The following is a 23,742-nucleotide window of genomic DNA, read 5'->3' on the forward strand; positions in this document are numbered from 1 at the left end:
CTCTTCTGCTGATATAAATTTGTTACGAGACGGCTCCCCACTGCTCCATACGTTACTTTCACAGCGCAACAGTCTTCGCCTTGGCATCCTCAAGCAGCATCTGAATCAGCGACTGGAGCGGCAGGGACTTCCACTTCTTCGGATGCAGCAGCAGTTGCAGATCGAAATGAATCTCCGGGTGGGCAAAAGACAGCTCGGACAGGTTCCCCCGCTCGATCTCCTCCTCCGCCACAATCCGCGGCAGCAGCGCTATGCCCAGGCCATTGCGTACACAACGCTTAATCGCTTCCAGATTCGACAGCTCAAAACCAATCCGAAACACGATCCCGTGGTCCCGGAGCAGGTTCTCGAACAGGCTGCGGTAAATGCAGCTCTCCTCGGAGACAATCAGCTCGCAGTTGTTCAGATCCTGGAGGGTCACCTGCTCCAGCCGGGCTAGCGGATGGCTGGCTGGTGCCACGAGCACAAGCGGCTCATCGCGGATAATCGTCCGCGTAAGCGCGCTATCCACCGTGCTCCGGTCCAGCAAAAGACCGATATCGACCTCTCCGTCCCTGATTTTGGATATCAGATTGGCCTCCTGCTCGGTCTGCAGATGAATATTCAGACCAGGGAACATCGTCCGCAGCTGCTGCAGGAACGGCGGCAAATAGAAGGCTGCGAGCGAATCAATCGTTCCAATCGTAAGCGTTCCGCCGATCTGCTGGGCGATTGTTTCCTTAGAGCGGTCATAGAGATCCAGAATCTCCACGAACAGCTTAAGCAGCTCTTCCCCCGGCGGAGTTAAACGCAAGGCGCGGCCATGACGTTCAATGAGCGGCACTCCATATTCCTTCTCAATCTTCTGTATCTGCATCGTGACACTGGACTGGGCATAGCCCAGCTCTTCAGCCGCACGCGTAAAGCTCTGCCGCTTGGCCACTTCGCGGAAGGTCCGCATATACGTTAAGTCCATCGTCTCACCCTAACATCAATATTATTGATAACCTACATCATTTATTATAGCTAACAACGATGCAATAATCCATGGTACAGTAGAACAAACGGATTTTACATTTTTGGAGGACGATATTCATGTTAACAGAAGAACAGATTTATGGAATTTATGTTCCCGTGGTCACCCCGTTCTATGCTGCTGGTGAGCTTGATCTGGAATCGTATCAGCGTTATGTGAACAACATCATCAAGAACAATATTCATGGTCTGGTCGTCAATGGAACCACTGGAGAATCGCCGACAGTCAATATACAGGAATTACAGTCGCTCGTGGATACCTCACGGGAACTTCTGAAGTCCAGCTCTATCCCGCTCGTGGTGGGCACAGGTACAAATGATACCTACTCTACCGTGGCCCGTACTGAGCTGGCGGCGAACGCAGGTGCCGATGCCGCACTGGTGGTTGTCCCTTATTACAGCCGTCCGTCCCAGGAAGGCATCATCGCCCATTTCCGCAAGGCGGCAGAGGTCGGTCTGCCCATTATGGCTTACGATATCCCGGGCCGCACTGGAGTCGGCATGACGCTGGACACCGCCCGTACGATCCTGGAGATGAATAATGTCGTAGGGTTAAAAGACTGCTCCGGCTCCCCCCTGCTCGTCTCCGAGCTGTCCAAGAGCGGCAGCAAGCCCGTGCTCTGCGGCGACGATCTGCATTTCTTCGACATGCTGGGCTACGGGGCCGCCGGAGGCATGCTGGCCTCAGCCAATGTACATACAGGCCGCTTCCTAAGCATCTACGAGCAGTACAGAGCCGGTCAGATTGAGGCTGCACAGGCTGCGTATGATCAGCTAGTGCCGCTGATGAAGCTGCTGTTCAAGGAGTCCAACCCGGCCCCGATCAAATGGCTGCTCAGCGAACTCGGAGAGCTCTCCTCAGACACGCTCCGCTTGCCAATGACTTCCATTAGCACCGCGCTGCGCGAGGAGCTGGGCGCCTACCTTGCAGAGGAAGCTGTCAGCGGCAGACAAGAAGCGATATAACCGTTAAGAGGCCATGGAGCAGACAAACACCCGCCATTTTCAGTGAGATACTGAGAATGGCGGGTGTTTGTGTTAGATAAGGTCAATCATTACTGCACGTTACAAAATCGAATTACGAGCGGCCCGCTTTAGCCGCTGGACGGCTGGACGGACGTCCGCTCTGACCGCCAGGTCTGCTGCCCGAAGGGTTTGAACGGCCGTATGAACCGCTGGACGATTTCTGGCTCTGGCTGCCGCCTGGACGCCCGTTGGCATTAGCCTGGCCCCCCGAAGCACCTCTCGCTCCACCGCCAGCATAACTGCTGCCCGATGCGCTTCTAGCTCCACTGCCTGCTTGACCGCTTCCAGAAGCGCCTTTAGCGCCACCTGTGTTGCCGCCGCTCTGCTGTTTGCCTTGCGCGAACCATTCCGACTTCGGCTTGCGGGGCGGATTCGTCTTGGCTTTCTGCGACGGTTTGACCGGCGCTTTGCCGGGACGGTCTGCCAGCAATGCCAGATTGCTCTTAGACATCGGATACGCATGCTCCTTGATCTCCGGAATCGTCTTGCCAATCAGCTTCTGGATATCCTTCAGATACGGAATTTCCTCCGCTTCGCACAGCGAGATGGCGATGCCGCTCATCCCCGCACGGCCGGTCCGGCCAATACGGTGAACATAGGTTTCCGGGATATTCGGCAGGTTGAAGTTGATGACATGGGACAACTCATCAATATCAATTCCGCGCGCAGCGATGTCTGTAGCTACCAGTACGCGTGTCGCTCCGCTCTTGAAATTTCTCAGCGCATTCTGGCGCTCATTCTGTGATTTGTTCCCGTGAATGGCCTGTGCTGTAATATTAATGCGGGTTAAATCCCGGGTTACCCGGTCCGCGCCGCGTTTGGTGCGTGTGAATACCAGTGCCGATACAATCGACGGGTCCTGCAGCAGACGGTTCAGCTGATTCTGCTTATTTCCGTTCTCCAGCAGATAGATCGACTGCTCAATTCTGTCTACCGTGGAGGATACCGGAGTAATCTCGATTTTCACCGGATTGACGAGCAGTGTTTTCACCAGCTGCGAAATCTCCGCAGGCATAGTGGCTGAGAAGAACAACGTCTGCTTCTTGAGCGGCATCTTGGCGATAATCCGCTTCACATCATGAATGAAGCCCATGTCCAGCATGCGGTCCGCTTCATCCAGCACGAGAATCTGCACATGCTGCAGATCCACACGCTTTTGGCTGATCAGGTCGATTAGACGGCCCGGTGTAGCAATCAGAATATCGGCACCAATTGCCAGCGCCCGCTCCTGGGCCTTCTGTGATACGCCACCGACAATGGCTGTCGAACGGATCGTTGTGAACTTGCTGTAGGCCTGAATATTCTCCTGAATTTGCAGCGCCAGCTCGCGGGTAGGCGTAAGGATCAGGGAGCGGATACGTTTAGTCCCACCAGTTCTGGCCTGCTGGCTAAGCAGCTGAATAATCGGCAACGAGAAGGCCGCCGTTTTACCGGTACCCGTCTGTGCACAGCCCAGGATGTCTCTGCCGGCTAAGGCCGCAGGAATAGACTCTTCCTGGATCGGGGTCGGGGATGTATAGTTTTCCAGGCTAAGCGCCTTAAGAATCGGGGGGATCAGGTTCAAATCGTTAAATGTCATTTTATCTCCTTCATTGTGCATACATATATTGGTGAATCCTTAATTCCATTACTGTATATTCCTTTTGCGGCGTCTCCACATAGCGCTCAGCAAAGTCATAACACATAATGATAACACATAAAAGCGAATATGAAAACTTTCATTTCTTTCTTTTCAAAAAAATCTACAACAAAAGAGCAGAGGAAGGGTCCCCTGCTCTTGTCTTACCTATTATAAAATACTAGTCTAGGATTTCAGCGGTATCGCCATTATTGGCACCGGCAGCGTTAGCTTCATCGGTATCGATGTGCATGTCCAGCTTGAAGCTGTCGGATACGCGTGCAATCACGTTCTCCAGCACCAGGCCGCGTTCGCCGCCCAGACGTACCTTCAGGAGCTGCTTATCGGCAATGCCCCAAGCTTCTGCTTCGGAAGTGTGGAAGTGAATGTGGCGCGCTGCTACAATAACACCAGTCTCCAGCTCAACTTCACCGGCAGGTCCTTTAATCGTAATTCCTGGTGTTCCTTCAATATTGCCGGATTCACGGACAGGTGCCTTCACGCCGAGGCTGAAGGAGTCTGTGCGGGATACTTCCAGCTGCGAAGCCGGACGGGCAGGTCCGAGGATTCTTACTTTGTCGAACTTCCCTTTCGAACCAATGACAGCCACTTGCTCATTCGCTGCGAATTGTCCGGGTTGGGACAGAGGTTTGAACTCGGTCAATTGATAACCTGGGCCAAACAATGCTTCTACGTGCTCCTGCGTAAGGTGAATATGCCGGGCCGACACACCTACGGGTACAGTCTTGCTCATTTTTAAGTCACTCCTTGTATTTTCTCTAGTATCTGTACAAGCCACTGAACATTATACATCTAATTTCCCGAAAATAAAAAGACCCGCATCACAATGCGAGGCTTTTTTCCGGGCATATTACGATTCTGTGAATGCTTCATCCTGGTTTTTCCAATTCATAGTCACTTCCTGGTGAGAAAAGAGGGTAAACCTGCGGAAGAAGGCAGCTGCTCCTTCAAGAACCCCAGCGCATTCTCATACAGCCAGCCCCGCACATCAGCTTCGGGATAGTATTTCAGCAGCATCTCGGCGAACTCCGCATATTGCCCCGGATGCTCCAGCCCTTCTACCCACGCTTCAATTCCGTCAAAATCCGAGCCGAACATCAGCTGTCCGCTCCCGCCAAGACCACAGACATGCTCAATATGCCTCCGCATATCCTCCCGCCGGGCCGCTCCTTCATCCCGCACGAACCAGGGGACAAAGGTAAGCCCGATTCGCCCATCCTTGGCAATCAGTGCCTTCAGCTGCTCATCACTCAGGTTGCGGGGATGACTGCAGACCGCTGCGCAATTCGAATGCGAAGCAATGAACGGACGGGTACTGAGCTCCAGCAGCTCCCAGAATCCCGCCGGGGCCAAATGCGACACATCCAGCAGCATTCCGCTCCCGTTGCACCAGTCGATCAGCTTCCGGCCATGCTCAGTGAACCCGCCGTTCCGCCGCTCCAGCACACCGTCCGCCGCCCAGTTGGCATAGTTCCAGGTAATCCCCAGGCAACGCACACCCAGCTCGAAGCATAACTGGGCATAGAACAGATTGCCCTCCAGACCGTCCACGCCCTCCAGAGAGAGCATTCCATAGGCCGGTGCAGTGAAGCTGCCTTCCTGCACTTCTTCCTTCCACCTCAGCCACTGCAGCCCTCCAGGACCGGTAACCTTTTGATGGAAGCACTCGATTTGCCCCAGAATATCCTCGAACTTTGCCCTTCCGCGCACCGTAGACAAATAGATGGCAAAAACCTGCAGTCCGACATTTCCCTCTGTCAGCCGCTCTGCGGTCACATCCAGCCGGGGATCATTCTTGAAGTCTATCCCTGGATTCGCCTGCAGCTTACTCAGAGCATCACAATGAAAATCCGCCACCTTCAGCTTCCTGTTTCCCACCATAGGTCAGCTCTCCTTCTTTCTTCACCTGCTGAATATCCAAATGAACCGTTGACGGCCCAGCGTCTATTTCATGTATATGCACCTAACTGAAGCGGCAGTCAGCACAGCAAAAAGCCTGTTTACAATGTAAACAGGCCTAATCTAAATGATTCACTTGAGTTATCTAGGTTCCACAATAAGTTTGATTGCCGTCCGGTCTTCCCCATCAATCACTATATCCGTAAAAGCCGGAATACAGATCAAGTCCACTCCGCTGGGTGCGACAAATCCCCGGGCGATGGCAACGGCCTTCACGGCCTGGTTCAGTGCTCCTGCTCCAATAGCTTGTAGCTCGGCCGATCCACGTTCGCGAAGAACACCTGCTAATGCGCCAGCAACGGAATTTGGATTGGATTTAGCTGATACTTTTAATACATCCATAGTAAGTACCTCCCCTGGGAAAATGATGGTGTTCTTCTTCCACTACAGTAGATGTTATTCGCTTCAGAAGAATTAATTCCTTCTTTTTGCGGACCTCTCCGGAGAAAATAGTTCAAAAGATACTCTTTTTCGATATAATAAATATCACACTTCACCCAAAACAAAATGAGTATTACCGAATTACCTATTTGCAAGTAGAAACGGCATTGCCGTCCTTAGCTCATCACCCATTCATCCTCACGCAGCCGGATCTTCTCCAGTCGTGTCGCTCTGCCTGTAGCTTCATCAAGTTCTGCGAATAGACCATGCAGCTGCCATTTGCCTTCGTCGACTACAAACCGGGAGGGAAGCTGAGTTGTAAATTTATAGATGATCGCATCCTTTTCCATACCCAGAATCCCTTCTCTTGAACCAACCATACCCGCATCTGTAAGATACGCTGTACCTCCAGGCAGGATCACATCATCATTACTCTGCACATGAGTATGTGTGCCGACTACAATCGAAGCCATTCCATCCATAAAATAGCCCATCGCAATTTTCTCGGAGGTTGCTTCCGCATGGAAATCCACCAGAATGCACTTATGCTCTCTGCGCAGTTCCTCCACAATCTCCTCGCCTACCCGGAACGGGTCATCAATCGCCGGAAGAAAGGTACGGCCCTGCAGATTCACAATCGCCAGCTGCTTGCCGTTCCCCTTAACAACGGTATATCCACGGCCCGGTGTCCCCGGCGGAAAGTTAGCCGGACGGATGATCCGCGGCTCGTCGTCGATGAACTCGAAGATATCCTTGTTGTCCCAGGTGTGGTTGCCCATCGTAATACCGTGGATACCCCAATTAAAGAATTCGTTAGCGATAGCAGCGGTGATCCCTCTGCCGGCAGCGGCATTCTCACCATTGGCAATGATGATATGCGGCTGATATTTGCTTTTCAGGGAAGGCAGCATTTCACGCAGCGCTTTTCTGCCTGTATTGCCTACAATGTCTCCGATAAATAAAACTTTAATAATCTTCTCCTCCTAAATTTTTGGTTTGTGTATGCTCTGCCAACCATAAATCGCTGCTTAAGTATAATTTCACCTATTCTGCTTCATTCCAAACTCCACGGCGTGCTGCATGAAAAAAGGCCCCGCAAGGGGGCCGATTTCCTTATTTATTTCGCATATTCTACAGCGCGTGTCTCGCGGATTACCGTAACCTTGATATGACCCGGATAATCCAGCTCACTCTCAATCATCTTCGTAATATCGCGGGCCAGACGGAAGCTTTCGGCATCATCAATCTTCTCAGGCTGTACCATTACGCGAACCTCGCGGCCCGCCTGAATGGCATAGGATTTCTCGACACCCTCGAAGGACTCCGAGATCTCCTCCAGCTTTTCCAGACGTTTGATGTACGTTTCCAGGGTCTCACGGCGTGCACCTGGACGAGCAGCTGACAAAGCATCAGCAGCACCAACCAGCATAGCAATAACCGAGGTAGCCTCGCAATCTCCATGGTGGGACGCGATACTGTTGATAACCACCGGATGTTCCTTGTACTTCTTCGCCAGTTCGACGCCGATTTCAACATGCGAACCTTCCACTTCATGATCAAGCGCTTTGCCGATATCATGCAGCAGTCCGGCACGTTTTGCAAGCACGATGTCTTCCCCAAGCTCACCGGCCATAAGTCCAGTCAAATAAGCAACCTCCATGGAGTGCTTCAGTACGTTTTGACCGTAGCTCGTGCGGAATTTCAGGCGGCCCAGAATTTTGATCAGATCCGGGTGCAGACCATGAACGCCAACCTCGAAGGTAGCTTGTTCACCGTATTCGCGAATCCGTTCATCCACTTCTTTGCGGGATTTCTCCACCATTTCTTCAATACGTGCAGGATGGATACGTCCATCTGCCACCAGCTTCTCCAGTGCCGTACGGGCCACTTCGCGGCGGATCGGATCAAATCCTGACAGAATAACTGCTTCCGGCGTATCATCAATAATAAGATCAATCCCGGTCAGAGTCTCCAGCGCACGGATATTGCGGCCTTCACGACCGATAATCCGGCCCTTCATCTCTTCATTCGGCAAGGTAACGACAGATACAGTAGTTTCCGCCACATGATCAGCCGCACAGCGTTGAATCGCCAAGGTGATAATCTCACGGGCTTTCTTGTCCGCTTCTTCCTTAGCCTGCTGTTCGATTTCCTTGATCATCTGAGCAGTTTCATGGCGAACTTCCTGTTCTACATTGCTGAGAATGATACTTCTGGCATCATCGATGCTCAGATTGGAGATACGTTCCAGTTCAGTAACCTGATTCTTGTAAATAACATCAATTTGCTGTTGGGTTTCATCAATTCGTTTCTCTTTGTTAGCTACTTGTTCTTCTTTTCGTTCAAGCGATTCCATTTTTTTATCCAGCGATTCTTCCTTTTGCAGCAAACGTCGCTCTTGCCGTTGGATTTCATTCCGACGTTCACGAGTTTCTTTTTCAGCTTCGGTACGGATTCTATGAACTTCGTCCTTAGCCTCAAGTACCGTTTCCTTCTTCAGCGCCTCCGCCTCTTTCTTCGCGTTCTCCACGATGACTACGGCTTCTTTCTCTGCGCTGGAAATCTTAGCTTCTGCAAGGGATTTACGAATAAAATAACCGAATCCAAAGAATGCTGCAGCTACAACGAGAACGACAATGACCCAGATCAATGTTTCCATCTGTTCACCTCCTCGTTGATATCCTCCAAGGATCTTCCCTTGGGTATTTGTGCAGTTGTTAAACTATCCGTTCATCACCATACAAAAAACCGGTAATACACCGATTGCCATACTGCACATGCTGCACATGGACATTGCCCGCCTTATCCGGCGATTACATTTCATATGAGTTGTACGCGAACCGGAACATAAGAGTCTGCTTTTTGGGAAGGAAAAAGGAATCTTAGTTTATGCCGATTCATGTTATATTTTATTATTTATAAAAAGACCTTGTCAAGAGAGTCGATAACCGTAATAAAGTCAAGAGAATCAATCCGGGAAGTAAAACTCCTCTTCTTCCCCCTCACAATCCTGCTCATCCCGCAGAATCCCGATCACCTGGCGCACCATTTCACCTGAGAATCCCCGGCGCATCAGGAACGCCCCTGTCTTCCGGCGTTTGTCGTTCACATCTCCCCGGATCGTACTCCATTTCTTCCGTCCGGTCTGCAGCGCGCTCTCCAGCTCCTGCTCGGGTGTGATCTCATCCAGCGCTTCCGCAATCAGCGACTTATCAATCCCTTTCTCCCGCAGCTCCTGCCGGATCCACATCTTGCCCTTACGCTGATTCACAATCCGCTGCTCCGCCCACTGTTTGGCGTACAAGGGATCATCAAGCAGACGTTCCTCCTGCAGGCGGAGCAGAACTTCGGCAATAACAGTCTCCCCTATTTCCTTCTCCCTTAAACGGCGGGCCATCTCCTGTGCGGTTCTGGGTTTGCGCTCCAGATACCTAAGCCCCTCCACATACCCCCGCTGGCGCTCGTCTGCGGCAACGATATCCTCCAGATCCGCTTTTACAAAAGCACTCCCGGTAATCATCCGGTATTTGATCATGACATCTTCATGAACAGTCATGTTGTAGTCTCCGAAATGGATTAGATAACGATAATTAGACTTCTTAAGCCGCTCTACCTTTGTAATTACCAGCTCTTGATCTGCCGGGAAATCCGCCAGCACCTGCTGCTCATCCTGTTCCTCGAATTCCTCATCCAATTGGATAACCATCCTGCCAATCACCTACTTAAGCTGAAATATTTACGAAAAGGCACCCTGTTATATCTTCACAGGGCGCCTATCCATCTTGACTTCATTATTCAATTAGAAGTAGAGGAGTACTTAATTACTCAATCTCAAGCAGCAGCTTCTCTTCTTCCTCTTGCTCCGCAGCCACAGCCGCTTCAGATGGTGGCTCTACCAGAGTCGTGAGATTACTTGCCTCACGGATCTTGTTCTCGATCAGCAGAGCAATATCCTGATGTTCCTTCAGGAACTGCTTGGAATTCTCCCGTCCTTGACCCAGACGTTCGCCTTCATAGGAATACCAGGCACCGCTCTTGTTGACAATATCCATCTCCGTACCGATATCCACAAGGCTTCCCTCTCTGGAGATTCCTTCGCCGTACATGATATCTACATCCGCTTGCTTGAACGGAGGCGCTACCTTGTTCTTCACAACCTTGATCTTCGTGCGGTTACCCACGACATCGTTACCCATCTTGATACTCTCTACCCGGCGCACATCCAGACGGACAGAGGAATAGAACTTCAGAGCGCGCCCACCCGGAGTGGTCTCAGGGTTACCGAACATTACGCCGATCTTCTCACGAAGCTGGTTAATGAAGATCGCAATAGTGTTGGATTTGTTAATGGCACCAGACAGCTTCCGCAAGGCCTGGGACATCAGACGGGCCTGCAAGCCTACGTGGGAATCACCCATGTCGCCTTCAATTTCTGCCTTCGGCACAAGTGCTGCTACAGAGTCAACTACAATGATGTCTACTGCTCCGCTGCGTACAAGCGCTTCAGCGATTTCCAGGGCCTGTTCACCCGTATCAGGCTGGGACAGCAGCAGTTCATCAATGTTAACGCCAAGCGCCTTGGCATACTTGGGATCAAGCGCATGCTCAGCATCGATGAAGGCAGCTTGTCCGCCCTGCTTCTGTACTTCAGCGATCGCATGAAGTGCAACCGTCGTCTTACCGGAAGATTCCGGTCCATATACTTCAATAATACGTCCTTTGGGAAGTCCGCCAATACCTAGTGCAATATCAAGTGCCAAAGATCCGCTAGGTACAACTTCCACTTTCATGTGAGTGGATTCTCCCAGTTTCATTACCGAACCTTTACCGAATTGTTTTTCTATTTGACGAAGCGCCATATCAAGCGCTGCACGACGATCTGACAATCAGACCACTTCCTTCACTGTTTATAGTATTATAATAACGTGTTTTGAAGGGCTTGCCAAGTCTTTTTTAGAACATACATTCGTTTTTTTTGCTCCCGGGGATAATACTCCCTTTTATTGTAAGATACATGCCTCCTTCCGGATGCAAAACTCAGCAGGTGCTTCTCTTCCGCTTCTTACGTTAATAGGAACAGCCAAAGGATAATTTGTTATACCTAATATAAAACAAAAAACCGCAGCATGATCGCTCAAGCCACGGTTCTTCCGTATACATGAATTATATACCGGCCCGTACAGTTATTGCAAGGCCGAGCCTTCCAGCGGAGTAGCAACCTTGCGTTCTTCCAGGCGGCGCCACAACCGGTACAGCAGCGCCTTGACGGTGCGCAGCCGGATGTTCTCACGGGTGCCCTTCAGATTCAGCTCATATACCTCTGTCTTGCAGCCCCGCTCAGCCAGTCCTACGAACACAAGACCCACCGGCTTGCGCTCGGAATATCCCGGTCCGGCTACACCGGTAACCGATAAGCCGAAGTCCGTGTCACCGATCATACGCACCTGCTCAGCCAGTACCTCCGCAACCTCGCGGCTCACCGCTCCCGGGGCATCCGGACCTTCAAGCATGGCGGAAGGCACATTCAGCAGTTTCTTCTTAATATCATTGGAATAACACACGATCCCTCCGGCAAACATGGAGGCGCTGCCCGGAATATTCGTAATGCTCTCCATCAGCAGACCGCCTGTACAACTCTCGGCAGCACTTAGAGTGAGTCCCGCATCCGCCATCCAGTCCACAATCAGCTGCTCCAGCGGCACATCGATGTTGGCATACAGATTCTCCGGCAGAATGTCCGCAATCGTCTTCTCCAGAGCATCGAGCTTGACCATAGCTTCCCGCTCGGACGGCGCCTTGGTGGAGATGCGCACGGTCACTTCGCCTTCCTTGGCATACGGGGCAATCGTTGGATCGCTCTGGCTGCGGATCAGCTCAATCAGCTTGTCCTCCAGCAGCGACTCGCCAATCCCGGCGAACTTCAGCATCTTCGAGTAGAGCGGCATTTCACCAGTAAGTGCATGCTGCTGAAGCCATGGCTTGGCCTTATCCGTGAACATCGGCTTCATCTCCCGGGGCGGGCCGGGCAGCACGATATAATATTTGTCCTCTTCTGCAAAAGCAATCCCTACCGCAAGGCCGGTATCATTGGACAGAGGAGTCGTCCCTTCAATGACAAGCGCCTGCTTGCGGTTATTCTCAGTCATTACAATCTTGCGGTCATCGAAGAAGCGCTGCACATGATCCATGGCTAGCTGGTCGATGTGCAGGGTCCGGCCAAGCGCCGCAGCCAGCGCATCCTTGGTCAGATCATCCTCGGTCGGACCAATGCCGCCCGTGAACAATATAACATCCGCCCGGCTCTGAGCAATCCGGATCGCTTCCAGAAGGCGGTTTTTGTTATCTCCCACAACGGTCTGAAAATAAACGTCAATGCCTAATGCAGCCAGCTCGACTGAAAGAAACTGGGCATTGCTGTTCACGATTTGTCCAAGTAAAAGTTCTGTTCCAACGGCAATAATCTCTGCTTTCATAGCTGACGTTCTCCTCCTGATTGTAGGTATCCTGCAAGGTTAAGCCTGTTCCAGCCTCTCAGGCTTTGTTCAAATCCAGCAGATCCTTATTCTTCACGAAATAATCAATGCCAGAGTAAATGGTAATGATGGCTGCCGCCCAGATGGCAATGTCATCCACAGGGATGCTGACGAACTGGAACGGGAAATTGTTAAGCAGCAGCAGGGAAATAGCAACAATCTGAATCACTGTTTTTACCTTTCCCCATTTGCTTGCAGCCACTACCTTCCCTTCCAGCAGTGCCACCTGGCGCAGGCCGGTCACGGCAAACTCGCGGCTGATGATGACAATGGCAATCCAGGAATCGCATCTTCCCAGCTCGACCAGCGAGATCAGCACGGCCGAGACCAGCAGCTTATCCGCAAGCGGATCGAGCAGCTTGCCCAGATTGGTGACCATGTTATATTTTCTGGCTATGTAACCGTCAATTCCATCGGTACTGGCTGCCAGCAGAAAAATAACTGCCGCGACCAAGTGATTAATTGAAAGCTGAAAGGAGCCCCAATGTATCGGTTCCGGATAGAAGCTGAAGTCCACCAGCAGAAAAAACATCATGATTGGGATAAGGCAAATACGTGCTAATGTGATGCGGTTGGGTAAATTCACTGAAGTTTCCTCCCCTAGTCCATACGAATCCGGTATTCCAGCATTTTCTTCAAAACTGCTTAGCTAGTATATTATAGCCATAAATAAGTGTCAAAAAAACATGAAGCACCCCGCAAGTAAGGTAAGTATACACTGCGGGGCACATGATCTTACTTTAAATTGTTAAACTGTAAATCAAGCGGCAAATCAGCCTTGCGTAAAAGCTGGATAATCTGCTGGAGATCGTCGCGGCTTTTGCCGGTCACACGGATCTGATCACCCTGGATCGTGCTCTTAACCTTCAGCTTGGAATCGCGGATCAGAATATTGATCTTCTTCGCATTCTCCTGGTCTATCCCTTGCCGCAGTCCCAGCCGCTGGCGCACCGTGCCGAGCGAAGCCGGCTCCACTTTGCCGAAATCCATATTCTTCAGCGTGATTCCCCGCTTCACCATCTTGGTCTGGAGGATATCAATAACTGCATTCAGCTTGTATTCATCCTCTGAGGCGATGACAAGCGCATCCTTCTCCAGCTTCAGGCTGCTCTTGCTGTTCTTGAAATCAAACCGGTTATCGATTTCCTTCTCGGTCTGATGAACCGCATTGGTCAGCTCCTGCATATCCATCTTGGATACGATATCAAATGAACTTTCTGAACTCATGGTTCCACATCCTTTACTTACAATTAGTCTGTTCCTATTATATGAGATAGGGGCTCTTAAGTCTAATACTGGAAAAGAGTGCACCTAAAAACACGCCTCCCGGAACCTGTCCGGGAGACGCTCACCTCAAAATATTATCTGCTGCGTGCAGGAGCCCGGAACATATCCAGAATCCCCAGCAGAACATGTGCCAGTCCAAAGCCCAGAATACCATATCCCCAGGCGCCCGGTGTCAAATAATACCCCAGGAGACTGACAATAATACCAAGCCCTGTTACAATCCAGCTGACGGTCATGAGAGAATACACCTCACTTTGGCGAGAGAACTGTTAAACACTTCTAGGTTCTCCAATCCGCCAAAGACTATACATCGGATGTATTATTCTCCGGTAGTACTCCCGCCAGCAGCGCCGTCCGTACCGCTGTCCAGTTCAAGCAGCAGACGCGAGGAGGTTTTGCCGTCGGTAATAGCCTGTCCGTTGACCGAAATCGCGGTAGCCGGTGAATATCCCGATTTGATATACATGCCTTCGCTGTCCAGCGTGAAGCTGAGATTATCGCCGGCCTTGGTGTTCCCGAAGCTGAGCTTCTCCCCCTTGGAGTTCTCGCCCTTGTACACTTCAAGCCAGCTGACTCCGGTTGAGGCAATCACGACCTGAACCTGGCTTCCGGCAGGCGCGGAGACCTTATAGATCGTTGTCTTGCCCGATTTACGGTCCTGAGTAACGGTGACAGCACCCGGAGAAGCCGATGGAGACGGCTCTGGAGTTGCAGCAGGCGCAGTGGTTGCCGCGGCTCCTGCATCAGGTGTAGCTGCCGCATCCGCTGTCGCTGAAGGCACTGCACCGCCTCCAGCGGCAGTAGGAGAAGGCTTAGCCTTAGCCGGATCTTGCGTCGCGGTAGTCATGCTTGCATTATCCGCTTTCTCCGGCGAATCATTATTCATCGTGGAAGAGGCATATAAGTAGATGACCACCAGAATCAGCACCGGGAAGGTCCACATCAGCAAGGTCGGGAGCCACTTGGCGTTACGCTCCGTTTCAGGCTTGCGGCTGCGCTTCTGAATCACGGTCTCCATGGTAGTATCGACGGGAGCAGCAGGCACATTGCCGTGCTCCTCCATCAGCTCATCCGGGTTAACCCCGACTGCCTCGGCATAGGTTTTGATAAAGGCCCGGACATAAAAGCTGCCCGGAAGCACTTTATAATCCCCTGCTTCGATGGCTTCCAAATATTTTTTGCGGATCTTTGTTACTTCCTGGACATCATCAAGACTCATCCCTTTTTGCAGACGAGCCTCCTTCAAATGCCGGCCCAGTTCCGACATACCATCACCTCCTGAATGTTGTGTGAGCAATGCTCTTAATCAAATATATTAAAGATCTTCACTGTAGCTTGTCGTAAACGACTCGTACAATATCTCTTCGTTCGGTGAATTGCGCAGCTCAATAATAATATCGAAGTCATCGAAGGTGAATTCGGACTCCCGCACAAAAATATCAGGATGCTCAATCACCTTGGTGCTTGCCATACTCATGACATTCTGCAGCAGGTTATAATGCTTCTCGTTCGAGCGGATGGTGCTGACAATCCCGTCAATGATAAATACATTATGCGGATTCATCTCGTCTTCGGCGAGCTGGCTGCGGACGGTCTGGCGCAGCAGCGTGGAGGAGACAAACGTCCAGCGCTTCATCGCACAGACGCTGCCGGCAATAATCGATTCTGTCTTGCCTACCCGCGGCATGCCACGTAGTCCTATAACCTGATTGCCTTCTCTCTTAAACAGCTCGCCCAGGAAATCGACCAGCAGCCCGAGCTCATCGCGGGTGAAGCGGAAGGTCTTGCGGTCATCCGAATCCCGGTCGATGTACCGTCCATGCCGGACCGCCAGCCGGTCCACAAGCCGCGGTGTACGGAGTGCCGTAACCGTTATATTATCAACTTTCTTGAGCATTTCGCCCATCAGCATGATCTTCTCATCGTCGCTGGTTTCCAGCAGCATTCCGCGCGTCTTGCCTTCCACGCCGTTAATCGTCAGAATATTGACTTCCAGCATCCCCAGCATGGAAGCAATGTCGCCTAACAGACCGGGTCTGTTCTTATGTATCTTATATTCCATATACCATTGTTTATATTCCACTTGTGCGCACCTCATAGATTCCTTTTCCCTGCATGTTGTTTCAGATACACGGGTCATGTTAATGATATATAAAAAAAAATTGAAAGGCAAGGACACGATTGTAATAATTGCAGAAAAGCTCCCGCAAGGGGAGCTTCTTCCGCGTACCTATGCGTTTTTCTTCGCCAGTTTGACCATGAGTCCGGCAATGGTATGCTTCTCATCATCCGTTCCGACATCCCACAGCTCTTTGATGGCCCGGTTGGAATAGTTGCCCGGATCGACCTTCTTGTCGAGGAATTCCCCGATTTCGAACGCCAGCTTGGTGATGGTCTCGTCGCTCATCCCCATTTTTTCAGCCTGAATGACCCGGTCGCCCAAAAAACTTTTCCAGGTATCAAAGTTCTTCACTACGGAATCTGTTGACATCTTAAATCCTCCTCAGGTTTGTAATGATATTGAGATTTAGAAGCAACAGTTATAATATGTCTCAAGCCGGAAGGTCTTATGCTGGAGCATTTCTCCAGAGCAGGCTCATGGTTCCTGGCATTATACCGGTTATTACGTAATCCAGCCGCCGTTCGGACTGATGACCTGACCCGTAATATAACCGGACTCAGGCAGCGCCAGAAAATAAACAAGCGAGGATATATCCTCAGGGGTAGCCAGCCTCCCCGCAGGGATCTCCTCCTCCAGCATTTTCAGTTCATCCGCCTGCAGATTGGACAGCATGGCCGTGTGAACTGCTCCAGGCGCTACAGCGTTCACAGTGACCTTGGAGGGCGCCAGCTCCTTGGCGAGCGCCTTGGTAAAAGCATTCACTCCGCCCTTACTGGCCGAATACGCCACTTCACAGGAGGCACCCGAGATCCCCCACACAGAAGACACATTAATGATCCGGCCGTAACGCTGCGTGACCATATAAGGCATGAAAATCTGGCTGCACATGAAGGTGCCCTTCAGATTCACCGCCATGATATCGTCCCACTCCTCCTCGGTCAGATCGGCTAACATGCCATAATGAGCTTTCCCGGCATTATTGACCAGGATATCCGGCATCATGCCGCTGCTCTCCAGCCTTTCGGCCATGCGTACGAGCTGACTGCGGTCTTTCATATCTGCCGCTACGGTCATTACCTTCGCCCCCAGCGCCAGACAGCGCCGGGCCACATCATTTGCCGCTTCATGCGAATTCATATAATGAATCACAATGTTCATTCCCACCGAAGCAAAACGCTCAGCGATCGCGCCGCCGATTCCCCCGCTGCCCCCGGTAATGAGCACTGTCATTTCGCCAATCGGTTTGCTGTCCTCTCCCGGTAACATCATTAAGGACTCACCACCAGCGATACGGCCAGCTGCTCCCAGTTCACATGATCATGGAGCCGGGCATTCACTTCATCCAGAGTGATCGATTCATACAGGGGAAGCACTTCAAACAGATCTCCTCCACGGAACTGGTAACGGGTGAACTCATGGGCAATGCTCTCCGGCGAATTCAGCATCCGCAGGAAGCCGCCGATTTTCTTTTTGCGGGCCCGTTCGAAATCCTTCTCCGCGAAGCCCGTCTCCAGAATGCGTCCAACTTCTGCCTTAATCCGTTCAAGCAGCAGACCCGGATCTTTGGTATCGCCGCCGATCGCCGAGAAGGCATACTCCGCAGAGCTGTTAAATTCATGGCCGAAGCTGTCCGAGATCAATTCCTCGTCATAGAGCTTCTGATACAATGCCGTACTGCTGCCAAACAGCAGGTCCAGCATCAGCTTCGTGGTCAGATCACGGCGCACCGCCGCTTCACCGCTCAGACCATCCACCTTTTCCTTGAAGCCGAACATCATTTTGGGAATGGAGACAGCAAGTCTGCTCTCCACATGCTTCGAGGCTACCTGCTCAGGCTCCTCCGCGAAGATACGCGTAATTTCACCCTGCTTCTCATAGCTCTTGCCTTGCTGATTGCTGCGGATCAGTTCAAATACCTGCTCAGGGTCCACTCCGCCGACAACGAACAGCAGCATATTGCTGGGATGATAGAAGGAGTTGTAGCAGGTGTACAGCGTTTCCTTCGTAATGGTTGCGATGGATTCGATCGTTCCGGCAATATCAATGTGAACCGGGTGAGTAGCATACATAGCTTCAATCAGCCCGAAATAGACGCGCCAGTCAGGATTGTCGGCATACATATTGATTTCCTGCCCAATAATTCCCTTCTCCTTCTCCACGTTCTCATCGGTAAAATAAGGACGCTGCACAAAATCAACCAGCGTGCTGAGATTCTGCTCAATGTTCTCCGTGGCCGAGAAAAGATAGACCGTCTGGTCGAAGCTGGTGAAGGCATTGGCCGATGCGCCATTCGACGCAAAGGTGGCAAAAATGTCGCCTTCCGGCTCCTCGAACATTTTATGCTCAAGGAAGTGGGCAATTCCGTCCGGTACTGTAGTCTCCTCGCTGCCCGCCACCTTGAAGTGATTGTCTACGGAACCGTATTTCGTGGCAAAGGTGGCGTAGGTTTTGAGAAAAGCCGGCTTCGGCAGCACATACACCTGCAGTCCGTTATCCATAACCTCGTGATAAAGTGTTTCTTGAAGCCGTTCGTAATGGAGCTTCTCCATCCCTATTCCTCCTTCCCTGTCAGGAAATAAATCGTATCCAGCTCAAAAGTATCTGCTGCAGCCTTCACTTCAGCCGCCCCCATGCCGTCGACCTGGTCCATCAGCTCTTGGGCAGAACGGTCTTTGCCGGATAGCTGGCGGTTGAAATCAAAGGAAATCATCTCAAACGCCGAATCCTGAATCTCGGACAGCAGGTTGCGGATCATTGCCTTCGTCTGGCTAAGCTCCAGGTCAGTGATATTACCGGCCTTCAGCTCATCCAGCTGCTTGCGGATAATATCAACGGCTTTGCCGTAGTTCTGGGTCTCGATCCCCGATTGAATCGTTCCGATGCCCTTATGCCCGTCATAACGGGAGGAGGCGTAATACGCCAGACTCTCCTTCTCACGGACATTGACGAACAGCTTGGAATGCGGGTAACCGCCAAGAATACCGTTGTACATCAGCGCGGAAGCATACCGGTCATCCTTGTAGGTAATCGAGGTCCGCAGCCCCATGTTCAGCTTGCCTTGATTCACATCCAGCTTCTCCTCTACCGTCCGCACTTCCGTAACCGATACCGGAGTGAAGTCCGAGGTGTAGCCTCCGGCTTCGGAGTGATGGGCCCGGCCGAAATGAGCTGTCACCAGCTTCTCGACCTCCTCAGGTGTGGTATCGCCCACAACATACAGATCAAGCGTAGCTCCATTCAGCCAGGAGGTATAGCTCTGGTACAGCGTCTCAGGCGTGATAGCATCCAGATCGGCCCGTTGACCGAGGGGATGGAGACGGTAAGGCTCGTTGCGGCACATTTCCTCAATGCAGCGTTCTGCCGCGTAGCGGATTTTGTCATTCACAATGGATTCCAGCTTCTTGCGGATCGTCTCGCGTTCTGTAGCTACATAAGAAGCCCGGAAGCTTCCATTCTCAAGCAGGGGACGGGTCAACACCTCTCCCAGAAAAGCAAAGGATTCCCCAAGCAGGCTCTCCTTGCTCTGCACAAAGGAATCATTGATCGTATCCATCCGGAACTGGACAATCTGGTAATCCCCGCGTTTATAAATATCGAAGCCGAAGCCGGCACCGTACAGCTCCTCCAGACGCTCGCGGAATTGGGTAGTCTCCGGATAGGACGCTGTCCCCCGGCGGAGTACAAACGGAACCAGTGCGGTAGAAGTCACTGTACTTTCTTCAAGCGGAACGCCTGCATACAGTGAGATGGCGAATGTCTTGAACGCCTTGGTCGGCAGAACATGTATGCGCATGCCTGCGGCATGGCCATGTTGAAATGCATTATTAGTCAAGTCCAAAACTCCTTTGCAGCGTGGATGGATGCTCTATAACAAGTTTATGAAGTATTATCCATTCTAAACCATTCCAAAGTAAGGAAGCAACCGGAGGACAGCGTACCGGTTGCTCTTACGGAGGGTTGTATACAGACACAGTAAGCTACATGCAGAAAATATGCTGGCCGATCGTCTTCACCTGCGGACGGGACCAAATCCACTTGGAAGTCGCCGTCTTGGGATTGAAGTAATAGATACAGCCGCCCGACGGGTCCCAGCCGCTCAGTGCCTGCTGCACTGCCTTGCGTGCCTGTTCATTAGGCTCCAGATAGATCTGTCCGTCAGCTACGGCGGTGAAGGCTCCCGGCTGGAAAATGACGCCCGAAGGCGTGTTCGGGAAGCTTGGGGATTTTACACGGTTGAGAATGACTGCGGCAACAGCCACCTGTCCTTCAAAAGGTTCACCGCGAGACTCGCCGTAAACCGCGTTAGCCATGATCTTCAGGTCGTTTTCGGACAAGCCCATGGTATTGCCGGAGGACAGTTCAGCCGTATTGGTTTTGGCTGCAGCTGCGCCGGAGGGCGCTTTCTTCTGGGCGGTAGACGTCTCGGGCGCTGTCGGCTTCCAGGCTGTAGTCGCATTGTATAGCTTAAGCTTCGTCTTGGCCCCGACTACCCCGTCGGATTTCAGGCCGAATTTCCACTGAAACCAGGTGACAGCATTTTTGGTTTTGGTCCCGAACTGGCTGTCAATCTTCCCGTTAAAATAACCAAGGTACTTCAATCTTCCCTGCAGCTCATAGACATCCTGCCCGGAGGAGCCTACCTTAAGCGGAGTTGTGCCGAACACGGGCATGGCTTCCTCCCCTTCATCAGGGCTATCTGCGGCAACCTGTTCTGCTGCATATGACTTGGCATAGATCAAATCATGATCTTTGAAGACTGCACCGGCAAACGGTGCAGCTGCAAGGGCAAGGGTAACGGCGGCAATGATCCACTGCTTATGTTTTGTCATGGGATTCGCTCTACCTTTCTCTTGGAAGTTCTGCATGAATGGCTAAAGTTATTATGACGACTGGCAGGACTTCCTATGCATGACCGCAAATCAAGGAACCGTAAATCCATTGCAACTGAGAACGATTATCAACTATACTTGGGTTATGAAACAACAGGAGTTGAGAAGAAACATGGATTTTAAGGACCATATTGTACTGTGGAACCATGCTGCTGTAGAAGTTATCGATATCCGCAAGGCCTCATTCATTTCTGGACAACCTCCGCTGAAGTATCGCCTTCCGGCTAGTACATACCTGTATATCGTTCGCGGCAGCGCAAGTCTGCTTATAGATGACAGCCGATATGAAATCAGCGGCGCAACTGTCTTTCACGGGGGCAAAGGCACTACGATTAAATTGCTGAAAACACATGAAATTCTGGATTATTACCTTATTATGTACCGTTCAACGTTAACCCTGCCTGCGCGCCGCAATCTTACAGTGCTTTTGGAGCGCAGCAAGCCTTTTACCGCGTCATATCATTGCACTCCGGCCCATCCCCTGCCGCTGTATGAGCTTCTAGACCAGATGTATGGGGAGTGGCAGACAGGCAGCGACCTTGAGCATCTGCATGTCAAAGCCCTGTTCTATCAGTGGGTCCATGAGCTGCTTCATCAGATGCATGGGCAGGAGCTGCACCCGCTTAGAGCAGATGTGCTCGACCAGGCTGTACGCTATATGCATGATTCTTACAGCAGGCCGTTCACCCTGGATATACTAGCCGACACTTTGGGCACCAGCCCGAGGACATTATCGAGGTTATTCCGCATGCGGCTTCAGAGCAGCCCCGCCCAATATCTGGTTCAGATTCGCATGGACAAGGCACGTGAGCTATTGCTGGGCACAGAAGCCACACTGCATGATATTGCAGCTGCTGTGGGCTATCCGGATGCGTATTCTTTTGGAAAAATGTTCAAAAAGCACTTCGGAAACTCACCAGTAAGATACAAAAATTCTGTGCAGGCCGCTTCCCCATGGCGGGATATGATATCTGCGCTGTCTGCAAATGACATTGCCCGTGAAGGCACTCTCGGATATATTGATGATGATAATCATTATCAATATGATCTAAAAGGAGCGTCATCCATGTTCAGAACGTCTAAGCCATCCCTAATGTTAACCTTGTTGTTATGCTTCACCATAGTGTTAAGTGCCTGTTCCTCAGGAACTGCCACTACAACGACGGCGGGCAACGGCAGCAATACGCCAACCTCTTCGCCTGCTGCGACGGCATCCTCTACAACGTCCCCTGACAACACTGCAGCCGAGGCACAGACCCGGACAATCTCTACAATAAAAGGGGATATCGAGGTGCCTGCCAATCCTCAGCGTGTCGTTGTGTTGTACTTGCTGGGCGATGTTCTGGCGCTGGGCATTAAGCCCGTAGGTGTCTCTAGTGTAAATGAAGGTGCTGCCTTCGAGAACGAATTGAAAGATGTACAGAAGTTGGGAAGTTGGTTCGAGGCCAGCCCGGAAGCTGTCTTATCGCTTGATCCCGATCTGATTATCGTTCCTTCCGAGGAAACCTACAATGCTTTGCATGATATCGCACCCACCGTATTGGTGCCTTATGAGAAAATGACAACCGCTGAGCGGGTCAGCTTTATTGGACACACTCTTAATAAGGAAGATCAGGCCACCAGCCTATTAAATGATTTCAATGCCAAAGTGGAGGACAGTAAGCTGAAGCTGAAGGAAGCGGGAATTCTAGATTCGACCATCTCCATCATGGAAGGCGGCGGAGAACGCAGTATGTTAGTGATTATGAGCAAACAATACGGCCGGGGTTCGCAGGTCTTATATGAATATCTTGGCATGAAGGCACCGGAGAAGATTCAGCAAAAAATAGATAGCAAGACCGATGTCGGCGGGGAGTCTGTATCCTTTGAAGTCATTACCGATTACAGCGGAGAGTATATCTTCCGTTCCTCTTATGACGGAATGACTGACCTGACGGGAGACCCGATCTGGAACAGTATTCCGGCAGTCAAGGAAGGCCGGTTAATGAATATCGACTTCGGATTATCGTATTACAATGATATCTACTCCCTAAATGCGCAGCTTGATTACATGGTTGATGCTCTGCTTGCAGCTCCCCGGGTGAAGTAATACCAATGGCACCATTCGCAAAATAAAGTTAGGCAAAATCCAAACAGAGCAGCGCTCCCCTATATTGGAGAAGCGCTGCTCTGTTTTTAGATGTAAAACAACCTATAATCAGGTTCAATATTGTTGCTGATTCTCCGCTTTGATACAATTAGGAAAGAACACTTCTTAGGTGAAGGGAGCTATACATTTGAAGAGAAAATATGGGGACCGTTCAGATTGGAAACGTGTATTGGAAAGAGAATATGTCCAGTCATATCTTGAAACAGATAATTTTAAAGGCTACTTATCACTTCTGAAGATTGCCAAAGTTAAAGAGCCGTTGTACGTAAAATACTTTGACCAAAAGGTTTGCATTGTAAATGATGGGTATTCGTGGCTTCAACAATTCCCTCTTGATAAGCATCATTCAGTGACTACAATGTTTGACGAGCAAGGGCAGATTGTACAGTGGTATATTGATATATGCTATAGAAATGGTGTAAGTGAGGATAACGTGCCTTGGATGGACGATTTGTTCTTAGATATTGTCGTTTTGCCGTCAGGTGCAGTAATCCAAAAGGATTCGGAAGAACTCGATGAAGCATTGCTTCAGGGCAGAATTGACAGCTCTCTATATAACCTCGCAAGACAAGAGGCAGACTTAATTAATTCCCTTGTCAAAGACGGGAAATTCACCTTGTTGCAGCTTTCAGAGCAACATCAAGATATTCTTTTACATATGCTCCAAAAGTAAGTCTGATAAAAAAATCAACAACCTCACCCATTTATACTGGGATTGTTCGGGACACATAACATCAACGTTA

The 23,742-nt window shown here is 51.0% G+C and carries 23 protein-coding genes; 3 read left to right on the top strand and 20 right to left on the bottom strand.

Going from position 1 to position 23,742, the window contains the following annotated elements:
• Nucleotides 1-58: 58 nt before the first annotated feature.
• Entirely contained in the window at nt 59-955 is an 897-nt protein-coding gene (locus NYE26_RS17005; RefSeq protein ID WP_036724783.1) for a LysR family transcriptional regulator, read from the bottom strand.
• A gap of 119 nt (nt 956-1,074) precedes the next feature.
• Between NYE26_RS17005 and dapA the strand changes: the two genes are divergently transcribed.
• Nucleotides 1,075-1,980 carry a 4-hydroxy-tetrahydrodipicolinate synthase gene (dapA, locus tag NYE26_RS17010; RefSeq protein ID WP_339249018.1) on the top strand — a complete coding sequence of 302 codons (906 nt, stop codon included), beginning with the start codon at nt 1,075-1,077 and terminating at the stop codon, nt 1,978-1,980.
• 112 nt (nt 1,981-2,092) lie between these two features.
• Here dapA and NYE26_RS17015 read toward each other — a convergent pair whose 3' ends face one another.
• The 19 genes from NYE26_RS17015 to sleB all read right to left on the bottom strand — a co-directional run bounded on the left by NYE26_RS17015 (nt 2,093) and on the right by sleB (nt 20,790).
• Nucleotides 2,093-3,619 carry a DEAD/DEAH box helicase gene (locus NYE26_RS17015; RefSeq protein WP_036724770.1) on the bottom strand — a complete coding sequence of 509 codons (1,527 nt, stop codon included), beginning with the start codon at nt 3,617-3,619 and terminating at the stop codon, nt 2,093-2,095.
• A 220-nt stretch (nt 3,620-3,839) separates the two neighbouring features.
• Nucleotides 3,840-4,412: a phosphate propanoyltransferase gene (locus tag NYE26_RS17020; protein ID WP_036692683.1), complete on the bottom strand. Its 573-nt coding sequence runs from the start codon at nt 4,410-4,412 to the stop codon at nt 3,840-3,842.
• Between the two features lie 161 nt (nt 4,413-4,573).
• The gene (locus NYE26_RS17025) at nt 4,574-5,560 is read right to left on the bottom strand and encodes a membrane dipeptidase (protein ID WP_339249020.1); all 987 of its coding nucleotides are present in this window, start codon (nt 5,558-5,560) and stop codon (nt 4,574-4,576) included.
• Nucleotides 5,561-5,719: 159 nt separating this feature from the next.
• Nucleotides 5,720-5,980, bottom strand: coding sequence for a stage V sporulation protein S (locus NYE26_RS17030; protein ID WP_019910496.1), 261 nt, complete (start codon nt 5,978-5,980; stop codon nt 5,720-5,722).
• 215 nt (nt 5,981-6,195) lie between these two features.
• Nucleotides 6,196-6,990 (bottom strand): TIGR00282 family metallophosphoesterase, encoded by a 795-nt coding sequence (locus NYE26_RS17035; protein ID WP_036724768.1) that lies wholly within the window; start codon nt 6,988-6,990, stop codon nt 6,196-6,198.
• Nucleotides 6,991-7,136: 146 nt separating this feature from the next.
• The gene (gene rny / locus NYE26_RS17040) at nt 7,137-8,678 is read right to left on the bottom strand and encodes a ribonuclease Y (RefSeq protein WP_209879583.1); all 1,542 of its coding nucleotides are present in this window, start codon (nt 8,676-8,678) and stop codon (nt 7,137-7,139) included.
• Nucleotides 8,679-8,987: 309 nt separating this feature from the next.
• Nucleotides 8,988-9,725, bottom strand: a complete 738-nt coding sequence (locus tag NYE26_RS17045; protein WP_339249022.1) for a RecX family transcriptional regulator — start codon at nt 9,723-9,725, stop codon at nt 8,988-8,990.
• 115 nt (nt 9,726-9,840) lie between these two features.
• Nucleotides 9,841-10,905, bottom strand: a complete 1,065-nt coding sequence (gene recA / locus NYE26_RS17050; protein ID WP_036724761.1) for a recombinase RecA — start codon at nt 10,903-10,905, stop codon at nt 9,841-9,843.
• 297 nt (nt 10,906-11,202) lie between these two features.
• Complete coding sequence (locus NYE26_RS17055) at nt 11,203-12,492, bottom strand: competence/damage-inducible protein A (protein ID WP_209879589.1); 1,290 nt, start codon at nt 12,490-12,492, stop codon at nt 11,203-11,205.
• Between the two features lie 58 nt (nt 12,493-12,550).
• Nucleotides 12,551-13,138 carry a CDP-diacylglycerol--glycerol-3-phosphate 3-phosphatidyltransferase gene (pgsA, locus tag NYE26_RS17060; RefSeq protein WP_036724758.1) on the bottom strand — a complete coding sequence of 196 codons (588 nt, stop codon included), beginning with the start codon at nt 13,136-13,138 and terminating at the stop codon, nt 12,551-12,553.
• Between the two features lie 149 nt (nt 13,139-13,287).
• Nucleotides 13,288-13,779, bottom strand: coding sequence for a YajQ family cyclic di-GMP-binding protein (locus NYE26_RS17065; protein ID WP_036724757.1), 492 nt, complete (start codon nt 13,777-13,779; stop codon nt 13,288-13,290).
• Nucleotides 13,780-13,913: 134 nt separating this feature from the next.
• A complete protein-coding gene (locus NYE26_RS17070; protein ID WP_179090467.1) occupies nt 13,914-14,075 on the bottom strand; it encodes a hypothetical protein in 162 nt (53 codons plus the stop codon).
• Nucleotides 14,076-14,158: 83 nt separating this feature from the next.
• Nucleotides 14,159-15,106 (bottom strand): RodZ domain-containing protein, encoded by a 948-nt coding sequence (locus NYE26_RS17075; protein ID WP_339249024.1) that lies wholly within the window; start codon nt 15,104-15,106, stop codon nt 14,159-14,161.
• 48 nt (nt 15,107-15,154) lie between these two features.
• Nucleotides 15,155-15,937, bottom strand: a complete 783-nt coding sequence (locus tag NYE26_RS17080) for a DUF3388 domain-containing protein (protein WP_036724755.1) — start codon at nt 15,935-15,937, stop codon at nt 15,155-15,157.
• A gap of 132 nt (nt 15,938-16,069) precedes the next feature.
• Nucleotides 16,070-16,330: a DUF3243 domain-containing protein gene (locus NYE26_RS17085; protein ID WP_036692667.1), complete on the bottom strand. Its 261-nt coding sequence runs from the start codon at nt 16,328-16,330 to the stop codon at nt 16,070-16,072.
• Nucleotides 16,331-16,462: 132 nt separating this feature from the next.
• Nucleotides 16,463-17,230, bottom strand: coding sequence for a 3-oxoacyl-ACP reductase FabG (fabG, locus tag NYE26_RS17090; RefSeq protein WP_036724753.1), 768 nt, complete (start codon nt 17,228-17,230; stop codon nt 16,463-16,465).
• Entirely contained in the window at nt 17,230-18,510 is a 1,281-nt protein-coding gene (locus tag NYE26_RS17095; RefSeq protein WP_036724752.1) for a pitrilysin family protein, read from the bottom strand. Before NYE26_RS17095 ends, fabG begins: the two co-directional genes overlap by 1 nt.
• A 2-nt stretch (nt 18,511-18,512) precedes the next feature.
• A complete protein-coding gene (locus NYE26_RS17100) occupies nt 18,513-19,754 on the bottom strand; it encodes a pitrilysin family protein (RefSeq protein ID WP_339257515.1) in 1,242 nt (413 codons plus the stop codon).
• Between the two features lie 184 nt (nt 19,755-19,938).
• A complete protein-coding gene (gene sleB, locus NYE26_RS17105) occupies nt 19,939-20,790 on the bottom strand; it encodes a spore cortex-lytic enzyme (RefSeq protein ID WP_339249026.1) in 852 nt (283 codons plus the stop codon).
• Between the two features lie 172 nt (nt 20,791-20,962).
• Here sleB and NYE26_RS17110 point away from each other — a divergent pair, with 172 nt between their 5' ends.
• Both NYE26_RS17110 and NYE26_RS17115 read left to right on the top strand, forming a co-directional pair.
• Nucleotides 20,963-22,939: an AraC family transcriptional regulator gene (locus NYE26_RS17110; RefSeq protein WP_339249027.1), complete on the top strand. Its 1,977-nt coding sequence runs from the start codon at nt 20,963-20,965 to the stop codon at nt 22,937-22,939.
• A gap of 187 nt (nt 22,940-23,126) precedes the next feature.
• Nucleotides 23,127-23,672, top strand: coding sequence for a DUF402 domain-containing protein (locus NYE26_RS17115; RefSeq protein ID WP_339249028.1), 546 nt, complete (start codon nt 23,127-23,129; stop codon nt 23,670-23,672).
• Nucleotides 23,673-23,742: the final 70 nt, after the last annotated feature.

Origin of the sequence: Paenibacillus sp. FSL P2-0136 (assembly GCF_037975325.1) — a bacterium.
GTDB classification, from domain to species: domain Bacteria; phylum Bacillota; class Bacilli; order Paenibacillales; family Paenibacillaceae; genus Paenibacillus_AQ; species Paenibacillus_AQ silagei.

What these genes read in the sequence shown, in the direction of transcription:
- NYE26_RS17100 (WP_339257515.1), bottom strand. Translation starts at nt 19,754, where the DNA reads ATGCGCATACATGTTCTGCCGACCAAGGCGTTCAAGACATTCGCCATC.
- rny (WP_209879583.1), bottom strand. Translation starts at nt 8,678, where the DNA reads ATGGAAACATTGATCTGGGTCATTGTCGTTCTCGTTGTAGCTGCAGCA.
- NYE26_RS17055 (WP_209879589.1), bottom strand. Translation starts at nt 12,492, where the DNA reads ATGAAAGCAGAGATTATTGCCGTTGGAACAGAACTTTTACTTGGACAA.
- NYE26_RS17015 (WP_036724770.1), bottom strand. Translation starts at nt 3,619, where the DNA reads ATGACATTTAACGATTTGAACCTGATCCCCCCGATTCTTAAGGCGCTT.
- NYE26_RS17025 (WP_339249020.1), bottom strand. Translation starts at nt 5,560, where the DNA reads ATGGTGGGAAACAGGAAGCTGAAGGTGGCGGATTTTCATTGTGATGCT.
- NYE26_RS17080 (WP_036724755.1), bottom strand. Translation starts at nt 15,937, where the DNA reads ATGAGGTGCGCACAAGTGGAATATAAACAATGGTATATGGAATATAAG.
- dapA (WP_339249018.1), top strand. Translation starts at nt 1,075, where the DNA reads ATGTTAACAGAAGAACAGATTTATGGAATTTATGTTCCCGTGGTCACC.
- NYE26_RS17065 (WP_036724757.1), bottom strand. Translation starts at nt 13,779, where the DNA reads ATGAGTTCAGAAAGTTCATTTGATATCGTATCCAAGATGGATATGCAG.
- NYE26_RS17095 (WP_036724752.1), bottom strand. Translation starts at nt 18,510, where the DNA reads ATGGAGAAGCTCCATTACGAACGGCTTCAAGAAACACTTTATCACGAG.
- NYE26_RS17085 (WP_036692667.1), bottom strand. Translation starts at nt 16,330, where the DNA reads ATGTCAACAGATTCCGTAGTGAAGAACTTTGATACCTGGAAAAGTTTT.
- NYE26_RS17005 (WP_036724783.1), bottom strand. Translation starts at nt 955, where the DNA reads ATGGACTTAACGTATATGCGGACCTTCCGCGAAGTGGCCAAGCGGCAG.
- NYE26_RS17020 (WP_036692683.1), bottom strand. Translation starts at nt 4,412, where the DNA reads ATGAGCAAGACTGTACCCGTAGGTGTGTCGGCCCGGCATATTCACCTT.
- sleB (WP_339249026.1), bottom strand. Translation starts at nt 20,790, where the DNA reads ATGACAAAACATAAGCAGTGGATCATTGCCGCCGTTACCCTTGCCCTT.
- NYE26_RS17075 (WP_339249024.1), bottom strand. Translation starts at nt 15,106, where the DNA reads ATGTCGGAACTGGGCCGGCATTTGAAGGAGGCTCGTCTGCAAAAAGGG.
- NYE26_RS17110 (WP_339249027.1), top strand. Translation starts at nt 20,963, where the DNA reads ATGGATTTTAAGGACCATATTGTACTGTGGAACCATGCTGCTGTAGAA.
- fabG (WP_036724753.1), bottom strand. Translation starts at nt 17,230, where the DNA reads ATGATGTTACCGGGAGAGGACAGCAAACCGATTGGCGAAATGACAGTG.
- NYE26_RS17030 (WP_019910496.1), bottom strand. Translation starts at nt 5,980, where the DNA reads ATGGATGTATTAAAAGTATCAGCTAAATCCAATCCAAATTCCGTTGCT.
- NYE26_RS17070 (WP_179090467.1), bottom strand. Translation starts at nt 14,075, where the DNA reads ATGACCGTCAGCTGGATTGTAACAGGGCTTGGTATTATTGTCAGTCTC.
- NYE26_RS17045 (WP_339249022.1), bottom strand. Translation starts at nt 9,725, where the DNA reads ATGGTTATCCAATTGGATGAGGAATTCGAGGAACAGGATGAGCAGCAG.